Source organism: Aeromonas sp. s13, assembly GCF_040907905.1.
Lineage (GTDB): Bacteria > Pseudomonadota > Gammaproteobacteria > Enterobacterales > Aeromonadaceae > Aeromonas > Aeromonas veronii.
In genome coordinates this window covers 22,349-44,454 of sequence record NZ_JBFOCS010000074.1, presented here as the reverse complement: position 1 = coordinate 44,454, position 22,106 = coordinate 22,349, and the positions used below count along the sequence as shown (strand labels likewise).

The 22,106-nt window shown below is 61.1% G+C and carries 20 protein-coding genes; 6 read left to right on the top strand and 14 right to left on the bottom strand.

Annotation, left to right across the window (positions count from 1 at the left end; all coding sequences use genetic code 11):
* Positions 1 to 33: 33 nt before the first annotated feature.
* The gene (locus AB5Y82_RS15915) at positions 34 to 2,496 is read right to left on the bottom strand and encodes a diguanylate cyclase (RefSeq protein WP_368174220.1); all 2,463 of its coding nucleotides are present in this window, start codon (positions 2,494 to 2,496) and stop codon (positions 34 to 36) included.
* A 430-nt stretch (positions 2,497 to 2,926) separates the two neighbouring features.
* On the opposite strand from AB5Y82_RS15915, the gene AB5Y82_RS15910 reads away from it, so the two are divergent.
* Complete coding sequence (locus AB5Y82_RS15910; protein WP_368174219.1) at positions 2,927 to 3,943, top strand: lipoate--protein ligase A; 1,017 nt, start codon at positions 2,927 to 2,929, stop codon at positions 3,941 to 3,943.
* A 223-nt stretch (positions 3,944 to 4,166) separates the two neighbouring features.
* Entirely contained in the window at positions 4,167 to 5,861 is a 1,695-nt protein-coding gene (locus AB5Y82_RS15905; protein ID WP_368174218.1) for an aspartate aminotransferase family protein, read from the top strand.
* Between the two features lie 126 nt (positions 5,862 to 5,987).
* On the opposite strand, the gene AB5Y82_RS15900 is transcribed toward AB5Y82_RS15905, so the two are convergent.
* From AB5Y82_RS15900 to yiaY, 3 genes are all read right to left on the bottom strand, one after another.
* The gene (locus AB5Y82_RS15900; RefSeq protein ID WP_111901245.1) at positions 5,988 to 6,617 is read right to left on the bottom strand and encodes an NAD(P)H-binding protein; all 630 of its coding nucleotides are present in this window, start codon (positions 6,615 to 6,617) and stop codon (positions 5,988 to 5,990) included.
* Positions 6,618 to 6,787: 170 nt separating this feature from the next.
* On the bottom strand, positions 6,788 to 7,126 hold the full coding sequence (gene bamE, locus AB5Y82_RS15895) for an outer membrane protein assembly factor BamE (protein WP_111901246.1): 339 nt from the start codon (positions 7,124 to 7,126) through the stop codon (positions 6,788 to 6,790).
* Positions 7,127 to 7,262: 136 nt separating this feature from the next.
* Positions 7,263 to 8,414, bottom strand: coding sequence for an L-threonine dehydrogenase (gene yiaY, locus AB5Y82_RS15890; RefSeq protein WP_111901247.1), 1,152 nt, complete (start codon positions 8,412 to 8,414; stop codon positions 7,263 to 7,265).
* A 382-nt stretch (positions 8,415 to 8,796) separates the two neighbouring features.
* Between yiaY and udp the strand changes: the two genes are divergently transcribed.
* Positions 8,797 to 9,552: a uridine phosphorylase gene (gene udp / locus AB5Y82_RS15885; RefSeq protein ID WP_005337975.1), complete on the top strand. Its 756-nt coding sequence runs from the start codon at positions 8,797 to 8,799 to the stop codon at positions 9,550 to 9,552.
* 154 nt (positions 9,553 to 9,706) lie between these two features.
* Here the strand turns inward: udp and AB5Y82_RS15880 are convergent, their stop codons facing one another.
* Positions 9,707 to 10,402 (bottom strand): RluA family pseudouridine synthase, encoded by a 696-nt coding sequence (locus AB5Y82_RS15880; RefSeq protein ID WP_111901248.1) that lies wholly within the window; start codon positions 10,400 to 10,402, stop codon positions 9,707 to 9,709.
* A 255-nt stretch (positions 10,403 to 10,657) separates the two neighbouring features.
* Between AB5Y82_RS15880 and rihA the strand changes: the two genes are divergently transcribed.
* Both rihA and AB5Y82_RS15870 read left to right on the top strand, forming a co-directional pair.
* Positions 10,658 to 11,593, top strand: coding sequence for a pyrimidine-specific ribonucleoside hydrolase RihA (rihA, locus tag AB5Y82_RS15875; protein ID WP_368174217.1), 936 nt, complete (start codon positions 10,658 to 10,660; stop codon positions 11,591 to 11,593).
* Between the two features lie 34 nt (positions 11,594 to 11,627).
* Positions 11,628 to 12,095 (top strand): hypothetical protein, encoded by a 468-nt coding sequence (locus AB5Y82_RS15870; protein WP_111901250.1) that lies wholly within the window; start codon positions 11,628 to 11,630, stop codon positions 12,093 to 12,095.
* Positions 12,096 to 12,180: 85 nt separating this feature from the next.
* Here AB5Y82_RS15870 and AB5Y82_RS15865 read toward each other — a convergent pair whose 3' ends face one another.
* From AB5Y82_RS15865 to AB5Y82_RS15855, 3 genes are all read right to left on the bottom strand, one after another.
* On the bottom strand, positions 12,181 to 12,477 hold the full coding sequence (locus AB5Y82_RS15865) for a helix-turn-helix domain-containing protein (protein ID WP_005337957.1): 297 nt from the start codon (positions 12,475 to 12,477) through the stop codon (positions 12,181 to 12,183).
* Positions 12,474 to 13,004, bottom strand: coding sequence for a DUF1523 family protein (locus AB5Y82_RS15860; protein ID WP_005337948.1), 531 nt, complete (start codon positions 13,002 to 13,004; stop codon positions 12,474 to 12,476). Before AB5Y82_RS15860 ends, AB5Y82_RS15865 begins: the two co-directional genes overlap by 4 nt.
* Positions 13,005 to 13,179: 175 nt before the next feature.
* A complete protein-coding gene (locus AB5Y82_RS15855) occupies positions 13,180 to 14,802 on the bottom strand; it encodes a methyl-accepting chemotaxis protein (RefSeq protein ID WP_368174216.1) in 1,623 nt (540 codons plus the stop codon).
* Positions 14,803 to 15,034: 232 nt separating this feature from the next.
* Here AB5Y82_RS15855 and AB5Y82_RS15850 point away from each other — a divergent pair, with 232 nt between their 5' ends.
* Positions 15,035 to 15,667, top strand: coding sequence for a LysE family translocator (locus AB5Y82_RS15850; protein WP_005344345.1), 633 nt, complete (start codon positions 15,035 to 15,037; stop codon positions 15,665 to 15,667).
* Between the two features lie 73 nt (positions 15,668 to 15,740).
* On the opposite strand, the gene AB5Y82_RS15845 is transcribed toward AB5Y82_RS15850, so the two are convergent.
* The 6 genes from AB5Y82_RS15845 to dapE all read right to left on the bottom strand — a co-directional run bounded on the left by AB5Y82_RS15845 (position 15,741) and on the right by dapE (position 22,091).
* Positions 15,741 to 16,949 carry a sodium:proton antiporter gene (locus tag AB5Y82_RS15845; RefSeq protein ID WP_005359338.1) on the bottom strand — a complete coding sequence of 403 codons (1,209 nt, stop codon included), beginning with the start codon at positions 16,947 to 16,949 and terminating at the stop codon, positions 15,741 to 15,743.
* A gap of 31 nt (positions 16,950 to 16,980) precedes the next feature.
* Positions 16,981 to 18,084 (bottom strand): beta-N-acetylglucosaminidase domain-containing protein, encoded by a 1,104-nt coding sequence (locus AB5Y82_RS15840; RefSeq protein ID WP_368174215.1) that lies wholly within the window; start codon positions 18,082 to 18,084, stop codon positions 16,981 to 16,983.
* 43 nt (positions 18,085 to 18,127) lie between these two features.
* Positions 18,128 to 19,855, bottom strand: a complete 1,728-nt coding sequence (locus tag AB5Y82_RS15835; protein ID WP_368174214.1) for a potassium/proton antiporter — start codon at positions 19,853 to 19,855, stop codon at positions 18,128 to 18,130.
* A gap of 279 nt (positions 19,856 to 20,134) precedes the next feature.
* Entirely contained in the window at positions 20,135 to 20,281 is a 147-nt protein-coding gene (locus AB5Y82_RS15830; RefSeq protein WP_005337933.1) for a hypothetical protein, read from the bottom strand.
* Positions 20,278 to 20,967: a M15 family metallopeptidase gene (locus AB5Y82_RS15825; RefSeq protein WP_368174213.1), complete on the bottom strand. Its 690-nt coding sequence runs from the start codon at positions 20,965 to 20,967 to the stop codon at positions 20,278 to 20,280. Before AB5Y82_RS15825 ends, AB5Y82_RS15830 begins: the two co-directional genes overlap by 4 nt.
* A complete protein-coding gene (dapE, locus tag AB5Y82_RS15820; protein WP_368174212.1) occupies positions 20,964 to 22,091 on the bottom strand; it encodes a succinyl-diaminopimelate desuccinylase in 1,128 nt (375 codons plus the stop codon). The genes AB5Y82_RS15825 and dapE overlap by 4 nt, the downstream gene beginning before the upstream one ends.
* Between the last annotated feature and the right edge of the window lie 15 nt (positions 22,092 to 22,106).

Here is a 22,106-nt window from a genome sequence, read left to right as displayed (position 1 = left end):
GAGGCGCATTACGCTCGGGGCTGAACAGGGGGGCTAGGTGACCCCCTCTGCAACCGGCACGCTGCGCTCAGATCTGAACAGGGGGAAGTAGCGGCGATCCGCCTGACTCATGTGGCCGACCACCAGCTCCTGAATGATGAAGTTGAGCAGCTCGTCGTTGCCCAATGTCCCCGCTTTGGCGGCGTGCAGTAGCTGACCTGCCTTGTTGAGCAGGCGCTGGTGATCCTGACGGTGGCTGACGAGTTCCTCATAGTCGATCTCCGCCAGCATCAGCTCTTCAAAGGCGAAGTGGTGACGAGCCATGTCGAACAGGCTCTCCAGACTCTCCAGAAACGGGGCCGGATCCTCGTGCTGATCTTTCATCCGCTCCAGCAGCCGGTTGGTCAATACGAAGAGCTGGCGATGCTCGGCATCGATGCGCGGGTGACCGCACTCGTGGCCGGGTTGCCACAGCAGGGCGCCCTGCTCGGGATCAAGGCCTTCGGTATAGAGGCAGACCCGGCCGCGGCCGCGATTCTTCGCCTGATACATGGCCTGATCGGCGTGGTGCATCAGGGTCTTGGCATCCTCCCCGTGCTCGGGATAGAGCGCCAGCCCGATACTGCTGGAGATGAGCAACTCCTGCCCCTCCAGCTGGAACGGATGACGCAGCTGCTGGTGCAGCTTGTCGGCCACCGCCAGCACTTCGTCGCCACTTTCCGGCAGCAAGATAACGAACTCGTCCCCCCCCAGCCGTGCCACCAGATCCTGTTTGCGCACGCAGTGGCTCATCCGCTCGGCCACCATATTGAGCAGAATATCCCCGGTCTCATGGCCGAAGGTGTCGTTGATCGGCTTGAAGTGATCGAGATCGATAAACATCAATGCCAGCGGACGGGGTGTCTCCTGCTCCATCAGCTCCTTGAGCCGTTGCTGCAGCAAGCGGCGATTGGGCAACCCGGTGAGGGGGTCGTAGAAGGCGAGGCGGCGCATCATCTCCTCTCGCGCTGCCCGCTCGGTGATATCCCGGGTGACCCCGAGGATCGCCTCCGGCTGGGCGTTGTGGTTGCCATGGAGGGTGGTGATGGTCTCGGTCGCCACCAGATGGCCATCCTTGTGGCGCAGTTGGGTGCGAATGACCCGGCGGGTCTGGTCATGCTCTCCCCGCTGCCATGCCTCCAGGGTTGCGGAGATCTCCTCACGCAGCAGTTTCCTTGAGGCATCCGGCAGCAGCTGTTTGAGGGGCAGGGCAAACAACTCGGGGGCTTCGTAGCCGCTCAGAGGGGCGATGGCCGGGCTGACATAGCGAAAGCGCAAGCTGGCGGCATCCATGGTCCAGATCACATCGGCGCTGTTCTCCGCCACGAAGCGATAGTGTTGCTCGCTCTGGGCCAGTTCACGGGTCAGCCGCTGGCGATCCCGCGCCTCCTGGCGCAGGCGCAGATAGAGGTGCAAGAAGATGCCGAGCAGGGTCATCAGGGTAAAGGTGATGAGCATGGCCACCGCCACGCTCTTGTCGAGCAGTTGCCGTTGCTGGCGCAGCCGCTCCTGCGCCGGGTCGTAGATAAAGCGGTCGAGGTTGGGCAATACCGTGAGCATGCCCGCCTCCAGATAGGTTTTGGCGATCTGCAGCCAGCGCTCCTGTTGCATGTAGCCAGGTTCGATCAGATCCGGCTGCATCAGCTCTCTGGTTTCGCGAGCCTCGAACTCCAGCTGTTCACGGCCAGCCCCGGTCGGGTACTGCTCCATGATGAGGTTGATCATCTCGTCGGGGTGGTCCATCGCATAGCGCCACCCCTTGAGGCTGGCTTGCTGGAAGGCGTAGACCCGATCCTGTCGGGTGATCAGCTCCCGCTCGGAGGTAAACAGGTTGTCGCCGTAGAAGTCGAAGTCGATGGTGCGCGGACTGAAGACCCGATAGGGGATCCCTTTTTGTTGCAGATAGAAGGGCTCGGTAGTGCTGTAGGCGCTGATGGCATCCACCTTGCCCGCCAGCAGTGCCTCTATCCCCTGTTTGTAGGGGAGGGTGACCCAGTTGCGGCTGCGGGTCTGGTGAGAAAGGTAGGTCAGCAGCTCGTTGGAGCCAGGCTCCAGCATCAGTCGCTTGTTGGCCAGATCGGCCGGGTTGCGAATATCTGGCCGATCCAGCGTGAGCAGAACCAGCGGCGAGTGCTGCAGCAGGGCGGCGAGCACCACCACCGGACGACCGGCAGCCCGATCCAGCAGCAGATCACTGCCGCTGATGCCAAAATGGGCCTTTCCCGAGATCACCTCGCTGACCACATCGGTGCGGGGGTCCGCTTCGCGCAGGGTGACTTGCAGACCGGCCTCCCGATAAAACCCTTTGGCGATGGCCGCGTAGTAACCGGCAAACTGGAACTGGTGTTGCCACGGCAACTGGACGATGACCTGCTCGCCGGCTCGCACGGGGGGAGAGGTCAGGGTCGCGATGACCATACTGACCAGCATTGGCAGAAACCAGCTGAGGCGCTGGCGGGGGGGGGCGTTCTCCGTCATACAACGTTTCTCTCGGGAGCGGTGTCTAGGCTAGATTCAAGCAATTTTGTGTCACCTGCAAGGGGAGAAAAGGCGTTTGCAATGGGGTATAGGGGGGTTGGAAAGTCATTTTTGTGTCGTTCATCACACGGGATGGATACATGCCGCTTTTTTGCAAGTTATGTGACCAATAAGAGAGTCATATGGCCTATCGAAGTGGTCGCATTCTAGCCACTTTTTCCCGTCTTTATCGTTATCATTGTGGATAAACTGCATTTTTTCCGTGGTTGCACGTCAAGCTGTGTCGTTATATCAATAGATACTTTTATAGGGCAGTCAGGTGTGACGCAAATGTATCGCGGCTGCTGCGCACCGGTTAATGTGCGACAGCTCAGTGACGGTACCCCGTCAGTGTTATCATGTTGCCCCCAGTTCCGGATAAGGTCTTTTTATGTCCCGTTTGCGTCTACTTGTCTCCGACTCTCACGATCCCCTGTTCAATCTGGCCGTTGAGGAGTGCATCTTCCGCCAGATGGACCCCGGCCAGCGGGTGCTGTTCCTCTGGCGCAATGCCAATACCGTGGTGATTGGTCGTGCCCAGAATCCGTGGAAGGAGTGCAACACCCGCCGCATGGAAGAGGACGGGGTCACCCTGGCGCGTCGCAGCAGTGGGGGCGGCGCCGTGTTCCACGATCTTGGCAACAGCTGCTTCACCTTCATGGCGGGCAAGCCGGAGTATGACAAGAGCGTCTCTACCGCCATCGTGCTGGACGGGCTCAAGCGACTGGGGATTGAGGCCTTTGCCTCCGGTCGCAACGACCTGCTGGTGGCCACCCCGGACGGGGAGCGCAAGGTATCGGGGTCGGCTTACAGGGAGACCCTGGATCGCGGGTTCCACCACGGCACCCTGCTGCTGGACGCCGATCTCGGCCGGCTCGCCAACTACCTCAACCCTGACCCCAAGAAGCTGGCGGCCAAGGGGATCACCTCGGTGCGCAGCCGGGTGGCCAATCTGTGCGAACTGCTGCCGAGGATCGACCATCAACAGGTGAGCGAGGCGCTGGTCGAGGCTTTCTTCCACCATTACGGCGCGCGAGTTGAGCCCGAGCATATCTCCCCCGAGCAGATGCCCGATCTGCCCGGTTTTGCCGAGACCTTCGCCCGCCAGCGCAGTTGGGAGTGGAACTATGGCCATGCCCCGGCCTTCAGCCATCTGCTGGAGGAGCGGTTCAGCTGGGGCGGGGTGGAACTGCACTTTGATGTGGAGAAAGGGGTCATCACCCGGGCGCAGCTCTTTAGCGATACTCTGGAGCCGGCCCCGTTTGATCTGCTGGCGGCCGAACTGGCGGGCTGTGGCTATCGACCGGACGCTGTCGCCGTGCGCCTGCAGCCCTGGCTGGCGGCTTTCCCGCAGCAGCAGAGCGAGCTGGCGGAGTTTGCCGAGTGGCTGTTGACCTCCCTGCGTTGAGGGGGACGCTGCGCTGATGGTGGTCTGGTAGTGAGGGCGCTGTCAGCCAGGGTGGGAGCAAGATCACGAAATATAAAGAGGCGCCTCAAAGGCGCCTTTTTGCCAGCCCTTGTGATGGCTGAGACATGACAAAAAGTAGGGTAGGCCATTAGATATTGTCACTGTCGGCCCCGCTGGTACAGGGGTATAACGGCCGCACATTTGCTGTACTAATGGTATAAAAATGAGTGACTTAGTTTATCTAAAAGACGAAAGCGTCAATGCCGTCCACCCCGATTTCTCCGCCCGTTTCGCCACCGTCAAAGCCAACTTTTTCTCGCGCAATCCCGATCTCTGGCCCGTTTTTCGCGAACCCGGATTTGCCACCCTCAATGAATTTCGGGCCCGTGGCCTGGCGCCGGATGCCCGTTTGAATGCCTGGCCTGATGGCCGTGCCCGCCTGGCCGATCTCTGCGAGACCATGCCGGTGCCCGCCACCATGCGCACCCCGGGCGAGCCGATGGCCGAGCTGCTGTTTGCCGCCGCCCTGTCGAAGGATTGGGAGAACCCCTCCAGCGTCGAGAACGTCATCACCATGTCGGCGGATCCCGCTATCTATGGCGCCCAGCTGGGCATTCTGGCCAACCCCAATCTGGTCTACTCCGAATACGCCGGGGTCGCCGAGGAGCTGGAGAAGAAGGTAGTGCGCCAGATTGCGCTGCTGGCAGGCTATGACCCCGAGCGGGCCACCGGCATCTTCACCCAGGGGGGGACCTTCTGTAACCTCTACGGCTACCTGCTCGGCATTCGCAAAACTTTGCCGGAGGCCAAGCACAAGGGGCTCGGTCACTATCAGGATTACCGCATCATCAACTCCCAGGGGGGGCATTACTCCAACATCACCAACCTCTCCCTGCTCGGGGTCGACATCGAGAACAAGACCATCCGCATTCAGGTCGGCGAGAACAACGACATCGATCTCGACCACCTCGAGCGCACCCTGACCGCCTGTTTTGCCCTGAAACACGTGGTGCCCACCATCATGCTCACCATGGGCACCACCGATACCTTCGGGGTGGATCAGGTCAAGCCGGTGTTCGAGTTGCGCAATCGCCTCTGCGAGCAGTTCGAGGTGGCGGTCAAACCTCACATCCACGTCGATGCCGCCATCGGCTGGTCGATGATCTTCTTCCTGGGTTACGACTTTGCCGCCAACCCGCTCGCCATCAACAGCGCCACTCTGGCGGGGATCGAGCGCAACGTGGCGCGCTTTGCCGAGCTCAAATATGCCGACTCCTTTACCGTCGACTTCCAGAAGTGGGGCTATGTGCCCTACACCTCCAGTCTGGTGATGATCAAGGAGCAGGATGACCTCAAGGCGATGGAGAATGACCCGGAGAACTTCTCCTACTTCGAGCGGGACATTCAGGGCCAGACCCACTTGCAATCCACCATCGAGTGCTCCCGCGGCGCGAGTGGTCTGTTCGGTGCCTATGCGGCGCTCAACTATATGGGGGTGGAGGGGTATCGCATCGTGCTGGCCCACTGCCTGCAAAATGCCAACTACTTCCGCTTCCGGTTAAGCCAGCTCGGCAACGTCAAGCTGGTGGCGCAGGAGAATCAGGGGCCGAGTGTCGGCTTCAAGATCTACAACCCCGAGTGGGTGAGCGATCCGGAGGCCGAATTTGCCTTCGAGTTGGCCCGCTCCAGTGACCCTGCCTACAAGGCGCGACTGCAGCGCAATACCGATTACCACCGCAGCCTGTTCAAGGGGCGCGGCAAGGTGGGGCTCTACACCAACTGGGTGGAGGCGGTGGCCCACTCCGACTATGACGCTCGCGGCAAGTACTCCTACATCGCCGGGGAAAAAGCAGTCTTTATGAACCCCGCCTGCACTCGCGAGCAGATCGACGCCTTTATCGACCATATTCGCGGTTGATGTTGGGCACCCTGGCTGCTGGGCGTGGCTAGGGGCGGCAGATCAAGAGTACGAACAAAGGGCAAGCCGGTTGGCTTGCCCTGCTGTTTTAACGACGGTATGCGATAGCGATGGAAAAGGCCGGGTTCAGAGTGCCAGCAGTTGCTCGTTCTCGACAATCTCGCACCCGGCGGGCAGTTTCGAGAGGGCGATCATGGCGCGGGCTACCTGACGGGCCTCGATGGCGCGCCAGCGGGCGAGCTTGCCCACCAGCAGCGGCCGAAACAGCGGATAGATGGTCTGAAAGATCTGCTCGGAGAGGCGCGGTGGCTGGCGATCCCCGAGCAGCATGGCGGGCCGCACGATGGCGAGCCGTGGCCAGGATTGGGCCAGCAGGGCCTGCTCCATCTCCCCCTTGGTACGCGGATAGAGAGCCGGGGACGATGCACTGGCCCCCATGCTCGAGACCACGATAAGCCGTTGACAGCCGTGACGGCGGGCCAGCTCTGCAAAGGCGACCACATAGTCGAGATCGACCCGGCGAAACGCCTCGGCAGAGCCCGCCTCCTTGCGGGTGGTGCCGAGGGTACAGAAGGCGATATCCACCGGGCGGGAGAGGGTAACGCTGGCCAGATCATCAAAATTGACCGGTAGCCAGTGGTGCGCCTCCTTGCCCGGCTTGCGACAGAGCAGGGTCAGTTCATGTTCGGCAGGCAGTTGCTGCACCAGTTCGCGACCGATCAGGCCGCTGGCTCCGGCAATCAGGATCCGGCTCATGGGGATTCTCCCTGTGTCATTCGATGCTGTTGATGCCATGGTGGCTGCTCATCAGCATCAGGCAATTTGCGGGCAGCTGCAATGGGGAGAAATGACTCAGTGTTGTCGGGCAGGATGAATTACGCGGGCTGGATAAAACAAAACCGGCGCGAGGCCGGTTTTGCGGGATATCAGAGCGGGGTATTGAAGGCTGCTGGCAGCGGGAAGTCACCCGTCACTGTGGTCAGCCTGTCGTTGGCGAAGGTGACAGTGAGCTCTTTGCGCTCCTTGTCGCCGTGGCCCGGCTGGAATTCATAGAGGTAGTACCAGGTGTTGGGGTCAAAGCCGTCACGCAGCATAGGGGTCCCCAGTACATAGCTGACCTGCTCGCGGGTCATCCCCTGGCGCAGTTTGTCGACCTGTTTTTGTTCCACATAGTTGCCCTGGGGAATATCGATACGATAGACCAGGCTGCAACCGGAGAGGGTGAGGGCGGCCAAAGCCGCGGCAATCAGGTGTTTCATCCGCATATCGAGTTCAGATCATCCATACAGTCTTTTTGGCTCGGCAAATCATACCGACTCCCTCCACGGAAGTAAAAAGCCATTGATCCATCAGCCAATAAAAAGGGCCGCACTGCGACCCTTTCTGGCAATCAGGCAACAATCACATCGCCGCGCGGAAGATGGCGACGATCTCTTCGTGGCTGGCCTGTTTCGGGTTGGTGAAGCCGCAGGCATCTTTCAGCGCGTTGCTGGCCAGGGTATCGAAGTCATCGGCCTTGACGCCGAGCTGCTCCAGACCGGCCGGGATCTTCACATCCAGCGCCAGCTGCTTGATGGCGGCAATGGCAGCGGCGGCGCCCTGCTCGTCGTTCATGGTGCTCACATCTACACCCATGTAGCGGGCCACATCCTTCAGACGAGCCGCGCTGACCTGGGCGTTGAACGCCTGAACGTGGGGCAGCAGCACGGCGTTGCAGACACCGTGGGGCAGGTCATAGAAACCGCCCAGCTGGTGGGCCATTGCGTGCACGTAGCCGAGGCTTGCGTTGTTGAAGGCCATGCCTGCCAGGAACTGGGCGTAGGCCATCTGCTCGCGGGCATGCAGGTCATCGCCATGGTGAACTGCGGTGCGCAGGTACTTGGCAATCAGCTCGATGGCCATCACGGCGCTGGCATCGGTCACCGGGGTGGCGATGGTGGAGACATAGGCCTCGATGGCGTGGGTCAGGGCATCCATACCGGTGGCGGCGGTGAGACCGGCTGGCTTGGCCAGCATCAGCTCGGGGTCGTTGACCGACATCAGCGGGGTAACGTGCTTGTCGATGATGGCCATTTTCACGTGGCGCGCTTCGTCGGTGATGATGCAGAAGCGGGTCATCTCGGAGGCGGTACCGGCGGTGGTGTTGATGGCGATAAGCGGCAGTTGCGGTTTGGCGGAGCGATCCACCCCTTCGTAATCCTTGATGCTGCCACCGTTGGCTGCGACCAGCGCGATGCCCTTGGCGCAGTCGTGGGGCGAGCCGCCACCCAGCGAGATGACGCAATCGCAGCCGTTGGCCTTGATCATGGCCAGACCCGCTTCGACGTTGCTGGTAGTGGGGTTGGGTTTGGTCTCATCGAAAACAGCGCTTTCAATGCCATGTTCAGCCAACAGGGTGGTGAGCTTGGCGACCACGCCGATCTGGTTGAGAATTTTGTCGGTGACGATCAACGCCTTGCGATAGCCGTAACCCTTGATATCGGCGGCGGCCTCTTGCAGACAGCCGGCACCCATCAGGTTGATAGCGGGAATATAGAACTTGAATGTAGCCATGATGGACTTCCTATAGTTAGCCATTAAGTGGTAGTTGAGAGCTAGGCTACCATCTAGAAAGGGATACAAAAGCATCTTGTTTACAACTTTACGGGGTCGATCACGAGTCGTTAATTAAGCGCTGAACCAGGCTTGACTTTCCCGCATCTGACTCGATTTGCAGAAAAACGTTTGTCAATTATTTCATTGAGTTAGCAAACGTTTTGCGCAATGTTTGTCACTGTCAATGCGTGGAAGTGTGAGGCGCTTCAAGGAATTGGAAAGCGCTTTCGACCATAGTTGGCGCCTCCCCGAAGAGGGGGGTAAAGGCTTGAAAGTATCATAAAGAATCATCTTAACTTGTGCCCTGACCATGCTGGCAGGGGGCAACCAGGAGTCCAATATGTCTGATGTATTTCACTTGGGTTTGAAGAAAGCGGATCTGCAAGGCGCCACCCTGGCGATCGTCCCCGGTGACCCCGAGCGCGTGAAGCGTATCGCAGAGCTGTTGGATAACCCGGTGCACCTGGCCAGCCATCGTGAATTCACTACCTGGCGCGGCGAGATGGACGGCAAGGCCGTGATCATCTGCTCTACCGGTATTGGTGGCCCGTCCACCTCCATTGCAGTGGAAGAGCTTGCCCAGCTGGGTATCCGTACCTTCCTGCGTATCGGCACCACCGGCGCTATCCAGCCGCACCTGAACGTGGGTGACGTGATCGTGACCACCGGCTCCGTGCGCCTCGACGGTGCCAGCCTGCACTTTGCACCGATGGAGTTCCCGGCTGTTGCCGACTTCGACTGCACCACCGCGCTGGTCAACACCGCCAAAGAGATGGGCTCCAAGCTGCACATCGGTGTGACTGCCTCTTCCGACACCTTCTACCCGGGTCAGGAGCGTTACGATACCGTATCCGGCCGCGTCGTGAGCCGTTTCCAGGGTTCCATGAAAGAGTGGCAAGCCATGGGCGTGCTGAACTATGAGATGGAGTCTGCAACCCTGCTGACCATGTGTTCCAGCCAGGGTCTGCGTGCCGGTATGGTGGCTGGCGTTATCGTCAACCGTACCCAGCAAGAGATCCCGAACGCCGAGACCATGGCGAAGACCGAATCTGATGCCATCAAGATCGTACTGGGCGCTGCCCGCAAGCTGATCTGATAGCACCACAAAGAGTGGGGGGTGGGGGCCGTTGCGAAAGCGCGGCCCCTATCTTTATCCGCCGTTTACCGCTTTTCCTCTCCCGTCACGCCTTTCACTGATCCCGTCGCACTCGCGCTGATTGCTATCTACTGACGGCCTCTACCTATTGCCTCTAAAAAGGGGCTGCGCAGCGGATCTGCATCGGCTCGCCGCTCACCGGATGAGCAAAATCCAGCTCGCTGGCATGCAGCATCAGCCGCGGTGCCTGTTCGCAGCCGGGCGGCAGCAGGCCACCATAGAGATCGCAACCGAGGATGGGGTGGCCCAGCAGCTGGCTGTGGATGCGCAGCTGATGGGTGCGGCCGGTCTCCGGCACCAGCCGTACCCGGGTCAAAGGCACGGTTTGTCCCTGTATCTGCTGCGCCAGCCGCTCAATCACCCGATAGCGGGAGCGGGCGGGCTTGCCGCTGGCGGCGCAGATCTTCATCAGCGGAAAGATCGCTGGATCCTTGGCGATAGGAGCGTCGATAACTCCTTCGTCGTCAATCAGATGACCGCACAGCAGGGCGCTGTAGGCCTTGCTCACCGCCCGCTGACTGAACTGCTGGCAGAGCAGGGCATTGATGGCCTTGTTTCTGGCCACCACCATGATGCCTGAGGTGCCAAAATCGAGGCGATGCACCAGGGTGCAGCCGGGGAAATCCTGCACCAAGCGATAGTGAACCGAGTCGAGGTTCTGCGGGTTCTTGCCTGACAGACTCAGCAGGCCGCACGGCTTGTTGATGAGCAGCAGGTGCTCATCCTCGAACAGGATCTCGATGGCGGCCTTGCAGGGTGGGGCAATAAAGGTGTCGACGATAACGGACATAGGTGGCACAGGCAGGAAACGGGGTGCGATCATACCCGAACCGGCGCGGCCGGGCGAATGGGCGGTGCGCTGCCTCGGAAAATGAACGGGATGACGCCATGCAAACTTTTGATAGTGAGCCGTGTTGAGCGAGGTGGCGTGCCGTGCAAACCGCCCAGGTCAGCAACAAGGCCCCGTTTTGTGACCCCTTCCCGAGTTCATCCGAGGCTTGCTTGTTAAGGTATGGCTCCCTGTTATGTTGTAAGGACTCATCCCATGGTACTGCCCGTTATTCTCGATTGTGATCCCGGCCACGACGACGCCATCGCCCTTATTCTGGCGCTGGCCAGTCCTGAACTGAACGTGCTGGCGGTCACCACCAGCGCGGGCAACCAGACGCCGGACAAGACCCTCAACAATGCCCAGCGCATCCTCACCCTGCTGGGGCGGGACGATATTCCGTTGGCGGCCGGGGCGCCGAAACCACTGGCCCGCGAGCTGATTATCGCCGACAACGTCCATGGCGAATCTGGGCTCGATGGCCCCAAACTGCCAGATCCTGCCTTTGCGCCGCAGGCCATGACTGGGCTTGAATTGATGGCCAAGTGCCTGCGCGAGAGCCCGGAGCCCGTGACTCTGGTGCCGACCGGCCCGCTCACCAATATCGCCCTGCTGCTGGCGGCTCATCCCGAGCTCAAATCCAAGATTGCCCGCATCGTGCTGATGGGGGGCGCCGCAGGGGCCGGCAACTGGACCCCGGCCGCGGAATTCAATATTTATGTGGACCCGGAAGCGGCCGATATGGTCTTCAAGTCGGGCATCCCAATTACCATGTGTGGCCTCGATGTGACCCATGAAGCGCAGGTGATGGATGAGGATATCGAGCGGGTGCGCGCCATCACCAATCCGGTGGCCCAGTGCGTGGCCGGGCTGCTCGACTTTTTCATGATCTACCATCGGGATCCCAAGTGGGGATTTGCTGGTGCGCCGCTCCACGACCCCTGTACCATTGCCTGGTTGCTCAATCCCGCCCTGTTCCATGGCGTGGAGTGCCGGGTCGATATCGAGACTCGGGGCGAGCATACCGTGGGGATGACGGTGGTGGATCGCTACGGTCTCTCCGGCAAACCAGCCAATGCGCTGGTGTTGCTGGGGCTGGATCGGGCAGGCTTTATTGATCTGCTGGTCGAGCGGCTGCGGGCCTTTGGCTGAGCGCCGATTCACTTTTTGCAAGAAGGGGCAGGGAATGTGGAAGACAGGGTTGGCGCTGCTGGCCGGGTTGCAACTGACAGGCTGTGCGACGCCATTCGAGCGGATGTGGCAGGGGCTGGCGACCTGTGAATTTACCGATCTCTATGTGGATGAGACGGGCAGGCCCGCCAATCTACAACTGGCCAATTACACCCCCTACAAGGTGAGTGATGGCTTTGCTTGGTACAAGGTGCACGAGGAGCTGCACGGCCTGCCGGTGGTCGGTTTTATCGTGCCAGCCTCCAGCTTCGAAGTACACGCCCTCTTTGTCGATACCCCCATCGCCAACGCCCGCCGGCTGACCCACAACGCCTACGGCAGCGAGTTTGGCGACGAGCAGAAGCATGACGAGGGGTTGGCGCCCCTGCTGCTGCGCGATCCCAACAACCCCAAGCGATCCATCATCGACTGCACCCGCGGCGAGTCTGACGGAGAACTTGAGGATTCGGCCATGCCCGAGTAGGGTCACCTGTCACGCTATTGGCCTGAAAAAAGAGGGGCCAGCCTTGTCGGCTGGCCCCTCTTTTTATTGTTGCTTAGCGCCCTGATCAGGGATAGCTCAGCGTCTCCTTGATAAGCGGCAGTTGAGCCTTGATCCATGCAGGGTTGATGGGGCCCCAGTCGCTGATGCGGTAGTGCCCCTGCAGGTGGCGAGCCCCCTCGGTCTGCTCGAAGGCGCAGCTGATATCGAGTTCGGCCAGCGCCGTTAGGGTATCCTGCGCGGTGCGGCGCGGCATGCCGGTCGCCTCCATAATGGCGGGCACCGTATCCGTGCCCTGGCTGATCAGCCAGGCCACGTAGAGCCGCCGGTAGAAGCTGGTGCGGGTCTTGCTCGGCTCACTCATATCTCGTCCTCAAGACGATCGAAGTAGCGCCAGGTCGCAATCGCTGCTTTGCCCATCACCAATGCCCAGAGGCCGAACCAGAACCAGCGGAAGAAGCTCCAGGTGGAGGCGTCAGGCTCAGTGCTCTCAATCTTGGTGACGTTGGGGAACATGGAGAACATGTTCACGCGCCAGCCGTAGGAGGTAATGATGGCCAGGCGTTTCTCGAACTCCATCGACTTGGCCTTGGCCTGGACGTCGGCGGCGTTGAACTTGAAGTAGAAGGGCCAGCCCCACTCGGTATCTTCATTGCGAAACACCCGGATCTTCTCGCCGGGGCGTTCGGTGTAGATGTAATAGACGTCGGTGGTGGGACCGTCAGCCGGGTTTTTCTGGCTGATGGGGCCATCCTTGTCGGTGCGCTTCACCTCGACCCCGGTGATGGTAGCGATGGTGTGCTCCGGCAGGTAGTAATCGAGCCAGGCGGCGGAAATGAGGGCGATGAGCCCCAGTGCGATAAAAGCGGGTTTCTTGAATCTCAGGCTCATGGTGTGCTCACGTGAGGGGGAGTAACGTGCCTCTACCATACCGATATTTGACAGGGCAGCCCAGCCCCTTATGGCGCCACAAGCCAAAAAATGGCGTTTAAAACAGAGACAAAGCCATTGCTCCATCAACAAGAAAGGCCCTTGCGGGCCTTTTTGTCTGGTTCACTTTGTGCGCTTACAGCTGGAATTGAGCCAGCTGTTTGCGTTGCTGCTCGGCGAGCTGGGAGAGTTCGTTGCTGGCACTGGCGCTCTGGCTGATGCCGGCGGAGCTCTGGCTCACGATCTCGTGAATATTGGTGATGTTGCGGTTGATGTCGGCAGTGACGCAGGACTGCTCCTCGGCAGCGGTGGCGACCTGGGCGTTGGCGTCGTTGATCTGGCGCACGGCACCGGTAATGCCGCTTAGCAGATCCTGCACCTGAGCGGACAAACGCTGGTTATGGCTGAGGATCTCCAGAGTCTCCTGCACGCCGTTGTTGGCGGATTGGGACTGGCTCTGCAGCCGCTCGATGATGGCCTGGATCTCCTTGGTGGAGTCCTGGGTACGGGCAGCCAGCATTCTTACCTCATCGGCCACCACCGCAAAACCACGACCCGTTTCACCGGCACGGGCCGCTTCGATGGCGGCATTGAGCGCCAGCAGGTTGGTCTGCTCGGAGATCCCCTGAATCACTTCAATTACCTTGCCTATCTGCTCGGACTGGGATTTGAGCTGAGCCACGATGGCGGCGGCATCTTCCAGACTGCCTGCCATCCGGCTGTTGGCGGCGATGCTTTCGGTAAAGAGGGCGAGCCCCTGTTCGACCCGGCCATTGGCATTCCGCGCCAGCTCGTCGGCGATGGCGGCATTGTGGTTGACATTGTCAGCGGTGCTGGAGAGTTCGGTCACTGCGGAGGCGACCTGTTCGATCTCGCTGTGCTGCTGCTTTGCATTGGCCTCGGACTGGGTCATCACGGCGGCCAGCTCGGTGGCGGCGGAGGCGACGCTGTTGCTGATCCCGGTCAGGTTCTCGATGGTGCTACCAAGTTGCCCCAGAGTGAGGTTGATATCTTTGGCCAGACGGGTCAGCTCGTTGTTGCCCTCCGCTTTGGCGCGCACGTTGAAGCGCCCTTGCGCCACGGCGTGCATCACCTCTTGCAGCTGACTGATGGGGCTGACGATGCGCCCGGAGAGGACCCAGCCACAGATCAGCGCCGCCAGCAGGGTACCGGCGGTGAGCAGCAGGGTACGCAGCAGGGTGGCGTCGTAGTGGGCCTGCTCTTCGGCCAGCTCTTGCTGGATCAGCTGGTTGATGTGGGCGGACATGCTGTCGATCTGCTTGATCAGCTGTTCACCCAGCTCGCGGAAATGGAGGCGAGCCGCCTCGTAGGCGACCGGATCGCCGCCACCCTGGTGTTTTTGCGCCAGCAGCGGCAGCATGTTGCTGCGGGTATGGTTGAGGTAGGCCTGCAGGGCGGCAGCGACCTGACGGTTATCCTGCTCGGCACCGGGGAGCACCAGACGGCCGAGGATGGCGTTGATCTCCTGCTCGGCGCTGTTGAGGTTTGCGGGCAGTGCGGCAAACAGCTTGGCATCGTAGAGGCCATAGATGGCGCTGGTACGCAGCCGGTAGGTGGCGTGGATCAGTTTGGCAATATCGTCCTTGTGCTGGACCACGCTCTGGGTCGTCTCATCTATGTCATTGATGGCTTCATCCAGACCCTGTTTGCTGATGGCGATCATCACCATCATCAGCAGGCTGGCCAGCAACAAAGGTATCAAGACCTGGACACGTATTGATAGATTATTCAATGACATAAATGGCTCTAATCCGGAATTGGAGGAGCCGACATCTTACACATGCACGTCAGGAGCTGTCACAGGCTTTTATTGCTGAAATGTGCTGAAGAAAAGGTTTTTTCTTGTGAGAAAGGAGCCATTTAGGCATGATTAAGCGCTTTATTCCCTGAATATGTGGTACAACTGGCTGGGTTGTGTCAATCCTGTCCCGTTTTCGTTATTTCCCGCTCTCGTCATATGGAGGTGTGTTGTGTCCAGCTGGATCGATCCGGCCATTCTGGCTCTGTTTATCCCGACCTTTTTCTTTGTCTCGGTGACCCCCGGCATGTGCATGACCCTGTCGATGACCCTGGGGATGAGCCTGGGGGTGCGCCGAACCCTGCACATGATGTGGGGGGAGCTGATCGGGGTCGGGCTGGTCTCGGTGCTGTCGGTGATCGGGGTGGCAGCCATCATGCTCAACTATCCGGGGATCTTCGCCGCCTTCAAATATGTGGGGGGCGCCTATCTGGTGTGGCTTGGCATCCAGATGTGGCAGGCTAAAGGGAAGATGGCCATTCCGGCGGATCTCTCGGCCGGTCAACAGACCAGCGCCATGGGGTTGGCGCTGCAGGGCTTTGTCACCGCCATCGCCAACCCCAAAGGGTGGGCCTTCATGATCTCCCTGCTGCCCCCCTTTATCTCTGCCGACAAGCCGATGGCGCCGCAGATCAGCGCGCTGGTGGCGCTGATCCTGGTCATCGAGTTCTCCTGCCTGCTGCTCTACGCCAGCGGCGGCCGCACCCTGCGCCACTTCCTCGCCAAGAGCGGCAACGTCACCCTGATGAACCGCATCGCCGGTACTCTGATGCTGGGGGTGGGAGTCTGGCTGGCGCTCGGGTAAGAGCTGTCAGTGACTCTCGCCACAAAAGAAAAATGCCACCGATCGGTGGCATTTTTTATGGGCGCCGGGTGGCTCAGCGAGGCTTGAAACGCTCGACCCAGGGGTTGGCGGTGAGGCCGTGCAGGATGACGCTCAATATGATGGTGCAGAGCACGGTGGCGATGATGGGGCGCTGGCCAATCAGGGAGGGCTCGTTTTGCAGCACCATCACCGCAAAGACGATGCTGGCAAGGCCCCGCGGCCCGAACCAGCCGATAAAGAGCTTGAGCTCCGGCTTGAGGCCGGTACCGATGAGGCTCAGCCAAACCGGCACCATCCGCAGCAGGGTGAGGCTGGCAATGGCATAGAGCCAGTATTGCCAGTGCAGCAGCTCCGGCAGAATGGGCATCAGGGTTGCACCAAATACCATCCAGATCACCACGGAGAGCAGATCGCCGTAGCCTTCGCAGCTGTCCATATAGGCGTGCTTGTGTTCGCCGAGGCGGTGGCCGATAAAGAGGCCGCCGACAAAGGCGGCGATAAAGCCGCTCCCCCCGAGAGTCTGGGCCAGCGCAAAGCAGAGCAGGGCCAGCCCCGGCATGGTGAGCTGGCGCCAGAGCGGCAGTTGCCAGCCGTTGAGATAGGAGATTTTCAGTAGCCGGATGGTGAGGCTGGTCAGCACAAAGGCGACCAGCAGGCCAATGCCGATCTCCTCCAGCATCAGGGTGATAGCCAGAGTGGCGGTGCCTGCGTGCTGCTCGGTGGGGGCGATAAGGGCCAGCAGCAGAAGCAGCACAGGTACGCAGATGCCGTCGTTGAGGCCGCTCTCCTGATTGAGCCCTTCACGCACAGGTGCAGGCACCGCGGGGTTGCTGACCACCGCCTTGCCGAGCGCCGCATCGGTGGGGGCAAGAATGGTGGAGAGGATCGCCATCTCCAGCAGTGGCAGGTCGGGGAAGATCCAGTGGCCAAACAGGGCACCACAGAGCAGGGTGAGGGGCAGGCCAATCAGCAGCAGCCGGATGGGGAGCTGGCGGTTGGCCAGCAATACCTGCCAGTTGGTGTTGGCGGCATCGTTGAACAGCACGATAACCAGCGTCAGCTCGGCCAGCAGCTTGATGCCGGCGCTGTCGATAGAGAGGGAGAGCAGCTCCAGCCCACCGGGTCCCAGTAGCCAGCCGGTCAGCAGAAAGAGCAGGGGGCCGTTGACCAGTTTTGACTCGAAGCGCCCCGCGATCAGGCTGTAGACCAGCAAGAAGGCGGCGATCACCGCCAGATTCTGGTAAAGCAGGTGTGCATCCATACAACCTCCTTTCTGCCCCCGCAGGGGTGGTTTAATCGGTCAGGCAGTCGGGATCGAACACATACTCCCCGTCCAGCCAGCGCACGATTTCGTCGACGCAGGATTGGTCACGAAACGGCAGATAGCGCGCCTTGAGGGCGGCAATCTGCTCAGGGGTGAGCTGTGCCAGCCCCAGATCCTGAAACAGCGGCAGGTCGGCCTCGATCATCGCCGAAATCTGCGGGCCGCAGGTGGCGTTGAGGGCGGCATGCAGCGCCTTGTCGGGGTCGTACTGCTTGCCGAGCCGGTAGCTCATCGGCAGGGTAGCGAGGGGCAGGGCGGAGAGTGCTGCCTGTTTCATCGGGTTGACCGCGTGGCCAGAGACCAGCTCTGCCAGCTCGGCAGGGCGATTCTCGAAGGCGCGCAGATGCAGGTAGCTGCTCGCCTTGCTGCCATCGTTAACCGGGTAGTTGTCCCACAGGAAGGGCTTGCGGCCGAGCAGTTCGGTCACCTGCTTGAGGTGACTGGCTGGATATTCGCTGGAGCAGACCTTGGGGCCGGTCCAGAAGATCTCGAAACGGCGATCGAGCTGCTCGCCAAGCTCCTCCAGATAGCGGGGAGGCATGGCGCCGAACACCTTCTCCAGCACCGGATCGGTCGAGTAGTAGCTGGGGCAGAAGATGAGGCGGGCCGCCTTGCTGTGAGCCGCGATGTCGTGGGCGATGGTGAGCTGGTGGCGGGCTAAGTCCGGGGTATCCCCCTTCATGTCGTCAAACAGCACCGCCAGAATGTCGGGCTGGAGCATCTCGTCGATGAGGCGCACTTTCTCAAGCAGCGCCGAGCGTTTGCGATCGTAGTCGTGATGCGCCCCCATGGGGCTCAAGCCCACCCCGAAGGCGAGTCCGTTGGCGCGGCACTGGCGCGCCAGCTCGGCGAGATCCGCCAGCTGCTGCTCGGGCCAGGGGAGGGCCCAGTGCTTGCGCAGATAGCCATCCTCTTTCGGTGCATAGATATAGAAGCCGTAGCCGTGGCGTGGCAGCCACTGGGCGTAGCGGGCGCGGGCCTGCCAGCTCCATCCCTTGCCAAAAAAGCCTTCAATGACCCCCAGATTGGCAGCGGGGGGCAGGGGGCCGGACAGCAAACTTTGATATGGCATAACTCTCTCCCTTCTTGCTGGGGACTTGATACGGGACGGTCGGTCAGACCGGGTCCTCTTCCTGAAAGCGCACCCCGATCTTGCTCGGCACGCTCTCGTCCATTTCGGCCACGGTCCAGATCAGGCCCTGCCATTCGATGTTGTCACCGACCACCAGATTATCGCCCAACTGACTGGCAATAAAATCGCCCAGTGTCTGATCCGCCACCTCGCTCACATCCAGCCCGTAAAGAGGGGCGAGATCCTCCAGCCGCGCGGCTGCTTCCAGCAGGAAGTCACCGAAGAAGCGGGGGCCGAGATCCTGCTCCGGCGCCTGACTGAACAGCTGGCCGAGGGCGGGGAGGTCACGTTCGTGACCGATGACGCAGAGGATATCGTCCGCCTGCAGACAGGTACTGCCCGAGGGGTGGAGCAGCTCGCGGCCACGAAACAGGGCGCAGATCCGGGTGCCGGCGGGCATCTGCAGATCCCGCAGTGGCGAGCCGATGCACCACTTCTCCTCCCCCAGTTGGTAGACGAAGGTCTCCCACTGGCTGTCAAGATCGATCTCGATCCCCGAGCGGTTGATGGGCGACGGCGGTGCCGGTACCTCCACCCGCGCCAGTTTTGAGGCCAGCGGTAGCGAGCTGCCCTGCAAAATCAGCGAGACCAGCACCACGAAGAAGGCGACGTTGAAATAGAGCTGGGCGTTGGGCAGCCCCGCCATCATGGGGAACACCGCCAGAATGATGGGCACCGCGCCGCGCAGACCGACCCAGGAGATAAACCAGCGCTCGCGGGGGGCGAAGTTCTTGAACGGCAGCAGCCCGATCCAGACCGACACCGGGCGGGCAAACAGGATCATCCACATCGCCAGCGCCAGCGCGGGCAGGGCGATGGGCAGCAGCTTGTGGGGGGAGGCGAGCAGCCCCAGCACCAGAAACATGCCGATTTGGCTGAGCCAGGTCAGACCGTCCAGCACCGATAAGGTAGTGCTGCGACTGCGCAGGGCGAGGTTGCCGAGCAACAGACCGGTGAGGTAGATGGCGAGGATGCCGCTGCCACCGACCGCCGTGGTGAGGGCGAAGATCAGCAGGCCGCCGCTCACGGTGAGCAGTGGATAGAGCCCCGGCGCCAGGCGGGCTGTGTTGATCAGCCGCCACAGCAGCCAGCCACCGGTAAGGCCGATCCCAGCACCAAGGCCGAACTGTTTGATGAGCTGCAGCAGCAGAAAACCGGCGTTGAGATCCTGTTGACTGCTGGCCAGGACTTCGATCAGGGTGACGGTGAGAAAGACCGCCATGGGGTCGTTGCTGCCTGACTCTATCTCCAGCGTCGCGCTCACCCGCTCGTTGAGGCTGCGCCCGCCGAGCAGGGAGAAGACTGCCGCCGCATCGGTGGAGCCGACAATGGCGCCGACTAGCATCCCCTGCATCAGGTTGAGGTCAAACAACCAGGCGGCTGCCAGACCCGTCAGGCCGGTGGTGATGGCCACCCCGACCGTCGCCAGCGACAGGGCGGGCCAGAGTGCCACCCGGAACGAGGAGACCCGGGTGCGCATGCCGCCGTCGAGCAGAATGATGGCGAGCGCCAGGTTGCCCACCAGATAGGCGATGGAGTAGTCGGCGAAGTGGATGCCACCTGGGCCATCCTCACCGGCCAGCATGCCGACGGCGAGGAAGATAACCAGAATGGGAATACCGAGGCGGGAAGAGAGGGCGCTCAACAGTACGCTGGCTCCCACCAACAGGGCAGCGACAAAAAAGAAACTGTTGATGGTAGCGGCATCCAAGGGCGAACTCCTTCCTGGTAATGTGCAAAGTAGGCACATTATATGCAGTTAGGCCCCCCTTGTGTGGCTTATTTGTGCATCAATTTGCACTTTCTTACATTTTTCATCCCTTTTTTCAGCATGGCCGCGCCATATTCTGACTGTGACGGGGTTAACGAAAGCGGAGTCAAAGGAGCGTCGATATCAGGATGCGCAGGGAGGAGAGGGCGGGGAAAAGCGAAACGGCACAGCAGAGGGAGAGGGGAGCACAAGGGCGCTCCCCACGGGATGGGGCAGGATTCAGTCGTCCTCGTCATCCTTCACTTCGCGGATCTTGTCCTTGTAGTTGGGCAACTGCTTTTCCAGCCGTTTCATGTCTTTGATGGCATTGAGAAACAGCCCGAGCAGGAACAGCAGCGGCAACCCTATCCACAGCCAGAGATTCATGGGATTTTCCTTTCGTCAGGACAGGTGGTGACATAACGGGCCAAAATTTCATCAAGGTTGGCCAATATGGTCGACTTGCCTTCAATATCCGCCTGTTGCAGGCAAAGCGCCAGTGCCGCTGGATCGAGCCGCAGCTCGTCGGACTCCAGCGAGAAGCTGATATGCCAGGGCTCGTAGGCGACCCCGCTCCCCGCCCCGACCGGCTTGGCATAGGGCAGGAAGAAACCGAAATCCCCCATATGGTCGGTGAGCCACTCGCTGAGATCTGCAAACCAGCCCCCGGCTTCATACTCCCACGGCTCCAGCGCCAGTTTGGTATCGGTGGGCAGGCAGTCCGGGTCGTAGATGTCGAGATCGGTCCCCCAGTGGTGACGGCTGGTGCCGGGCAGGGCACTCCAGCGCAGGATGGCGTGCAGCCGCTCTACCTCGCTTAGTTGCAGGGCATCGATGGGCTGGCTGTTGGCATCGAGCAGTGGCCGTTCGCCGCGCCACTTGCCATTCCAGATGGCGAGCTGGCGCTCGAAGCTGCGCCAGCTGGAGGCCGCCTGCAGGTTGAACCCCTCATAGGCGGCCGCAACCTGCATGTCGTTGAAGGCCGCCGCGGTGGCGGCAGTCAGACGATGGGGGCCGCGTCCCACCAGAATAAGGTGGCTCTCGTCGAGCCCCAGCAGTTGTTCCTGCGTCATGCCAGCAATCTCTCGAGCACCCCTTGGTACATGTCCGCCAGCAGATCCAGATCGTCCGCCTTCACGCACTCGTTCACCTTGTGAATAGTGGCGTTGACCGGCCCGAGCTCAATCACCTCGGCGCCAGTGGGGGCGATAAAGCGCCCGTCGGAGGTGCCGCCGGTGGTGAGCAGGGCTGGCTGCTGGCCATTGACCGCCTCGATGGCAGAGACTGCCGCCGCCAGCAGTTTGCCGGTGTCGGTGAGGAACGGCTGGCCGGAGAGGGTCCAGCTCAGCTGATAATCGAGGCCATGTTTATCCAGCAGCGCCTCGACCCGCTCACGGATATCCAGGTCGGTCAGTTGGGTGCTGAAGCGGAAGTTGAACTGCACCTGCAGCTCGCCCGGAATGACGTTGGAGGCGCCGGTGCCGGCCGAGATGTTGGCAATTTGGAAGCTGGTGGGGGGGAAGTAGGCGTTGCCCTCATCCCACACGGTGGCAGCGAGTTCCGCCAGCGCTGGCGCGGCTTTGTGAATGGGGTTGTCAGCCAGATGGGGATAGGCGACATGGCCCTGCACCCCGCGTACCAGCAGATCGCCGGTGATGGAGCCGCGGCGGCCGTTTTTCACCACATCCCCGACCACGGCGGTAGAGGAGGGCTCGCCGACGATGCACCAGCGGATCTTCTCGTTGCGGGCCTCCAGGGTATCGATCACCCGGGTGGTGCCATTGATAAAGGGCCCCTCTTCATCGGAGGTGATGAGAAAGGCGATGGACCCGGTGTGATCCGGATGCTCGGCCACGAAGCGCTCGACCGCCACCACCATGGAAGCCAGCGAGCCTTTCATGTCGGCGGCGCCACGGCCGTAGAGCACGCCATCCTTGATGGTCGGCTCGAACGGCGGGGTGTGCCATTTGTCCAGCGGCCCGGCAGGCACCACGTCGGTGTGACCGGCGAAGCAGAACAGCGGCCCCTTGCTGCCACGGCGGGCCCAGAGGTTGGTGGTGTCCTCAAACACCATGGGTTCGATAACGAACCCGATCCTGGCGAGGCGCTCCGCCATCAGGGTCTGGCACCCTTCATCGAGGGGGGTAACGGAGGGGCGGCGGATCAGATCCTTGGCCAGTGCGATGACATCCGACATCAGTTGTCCTTAGTT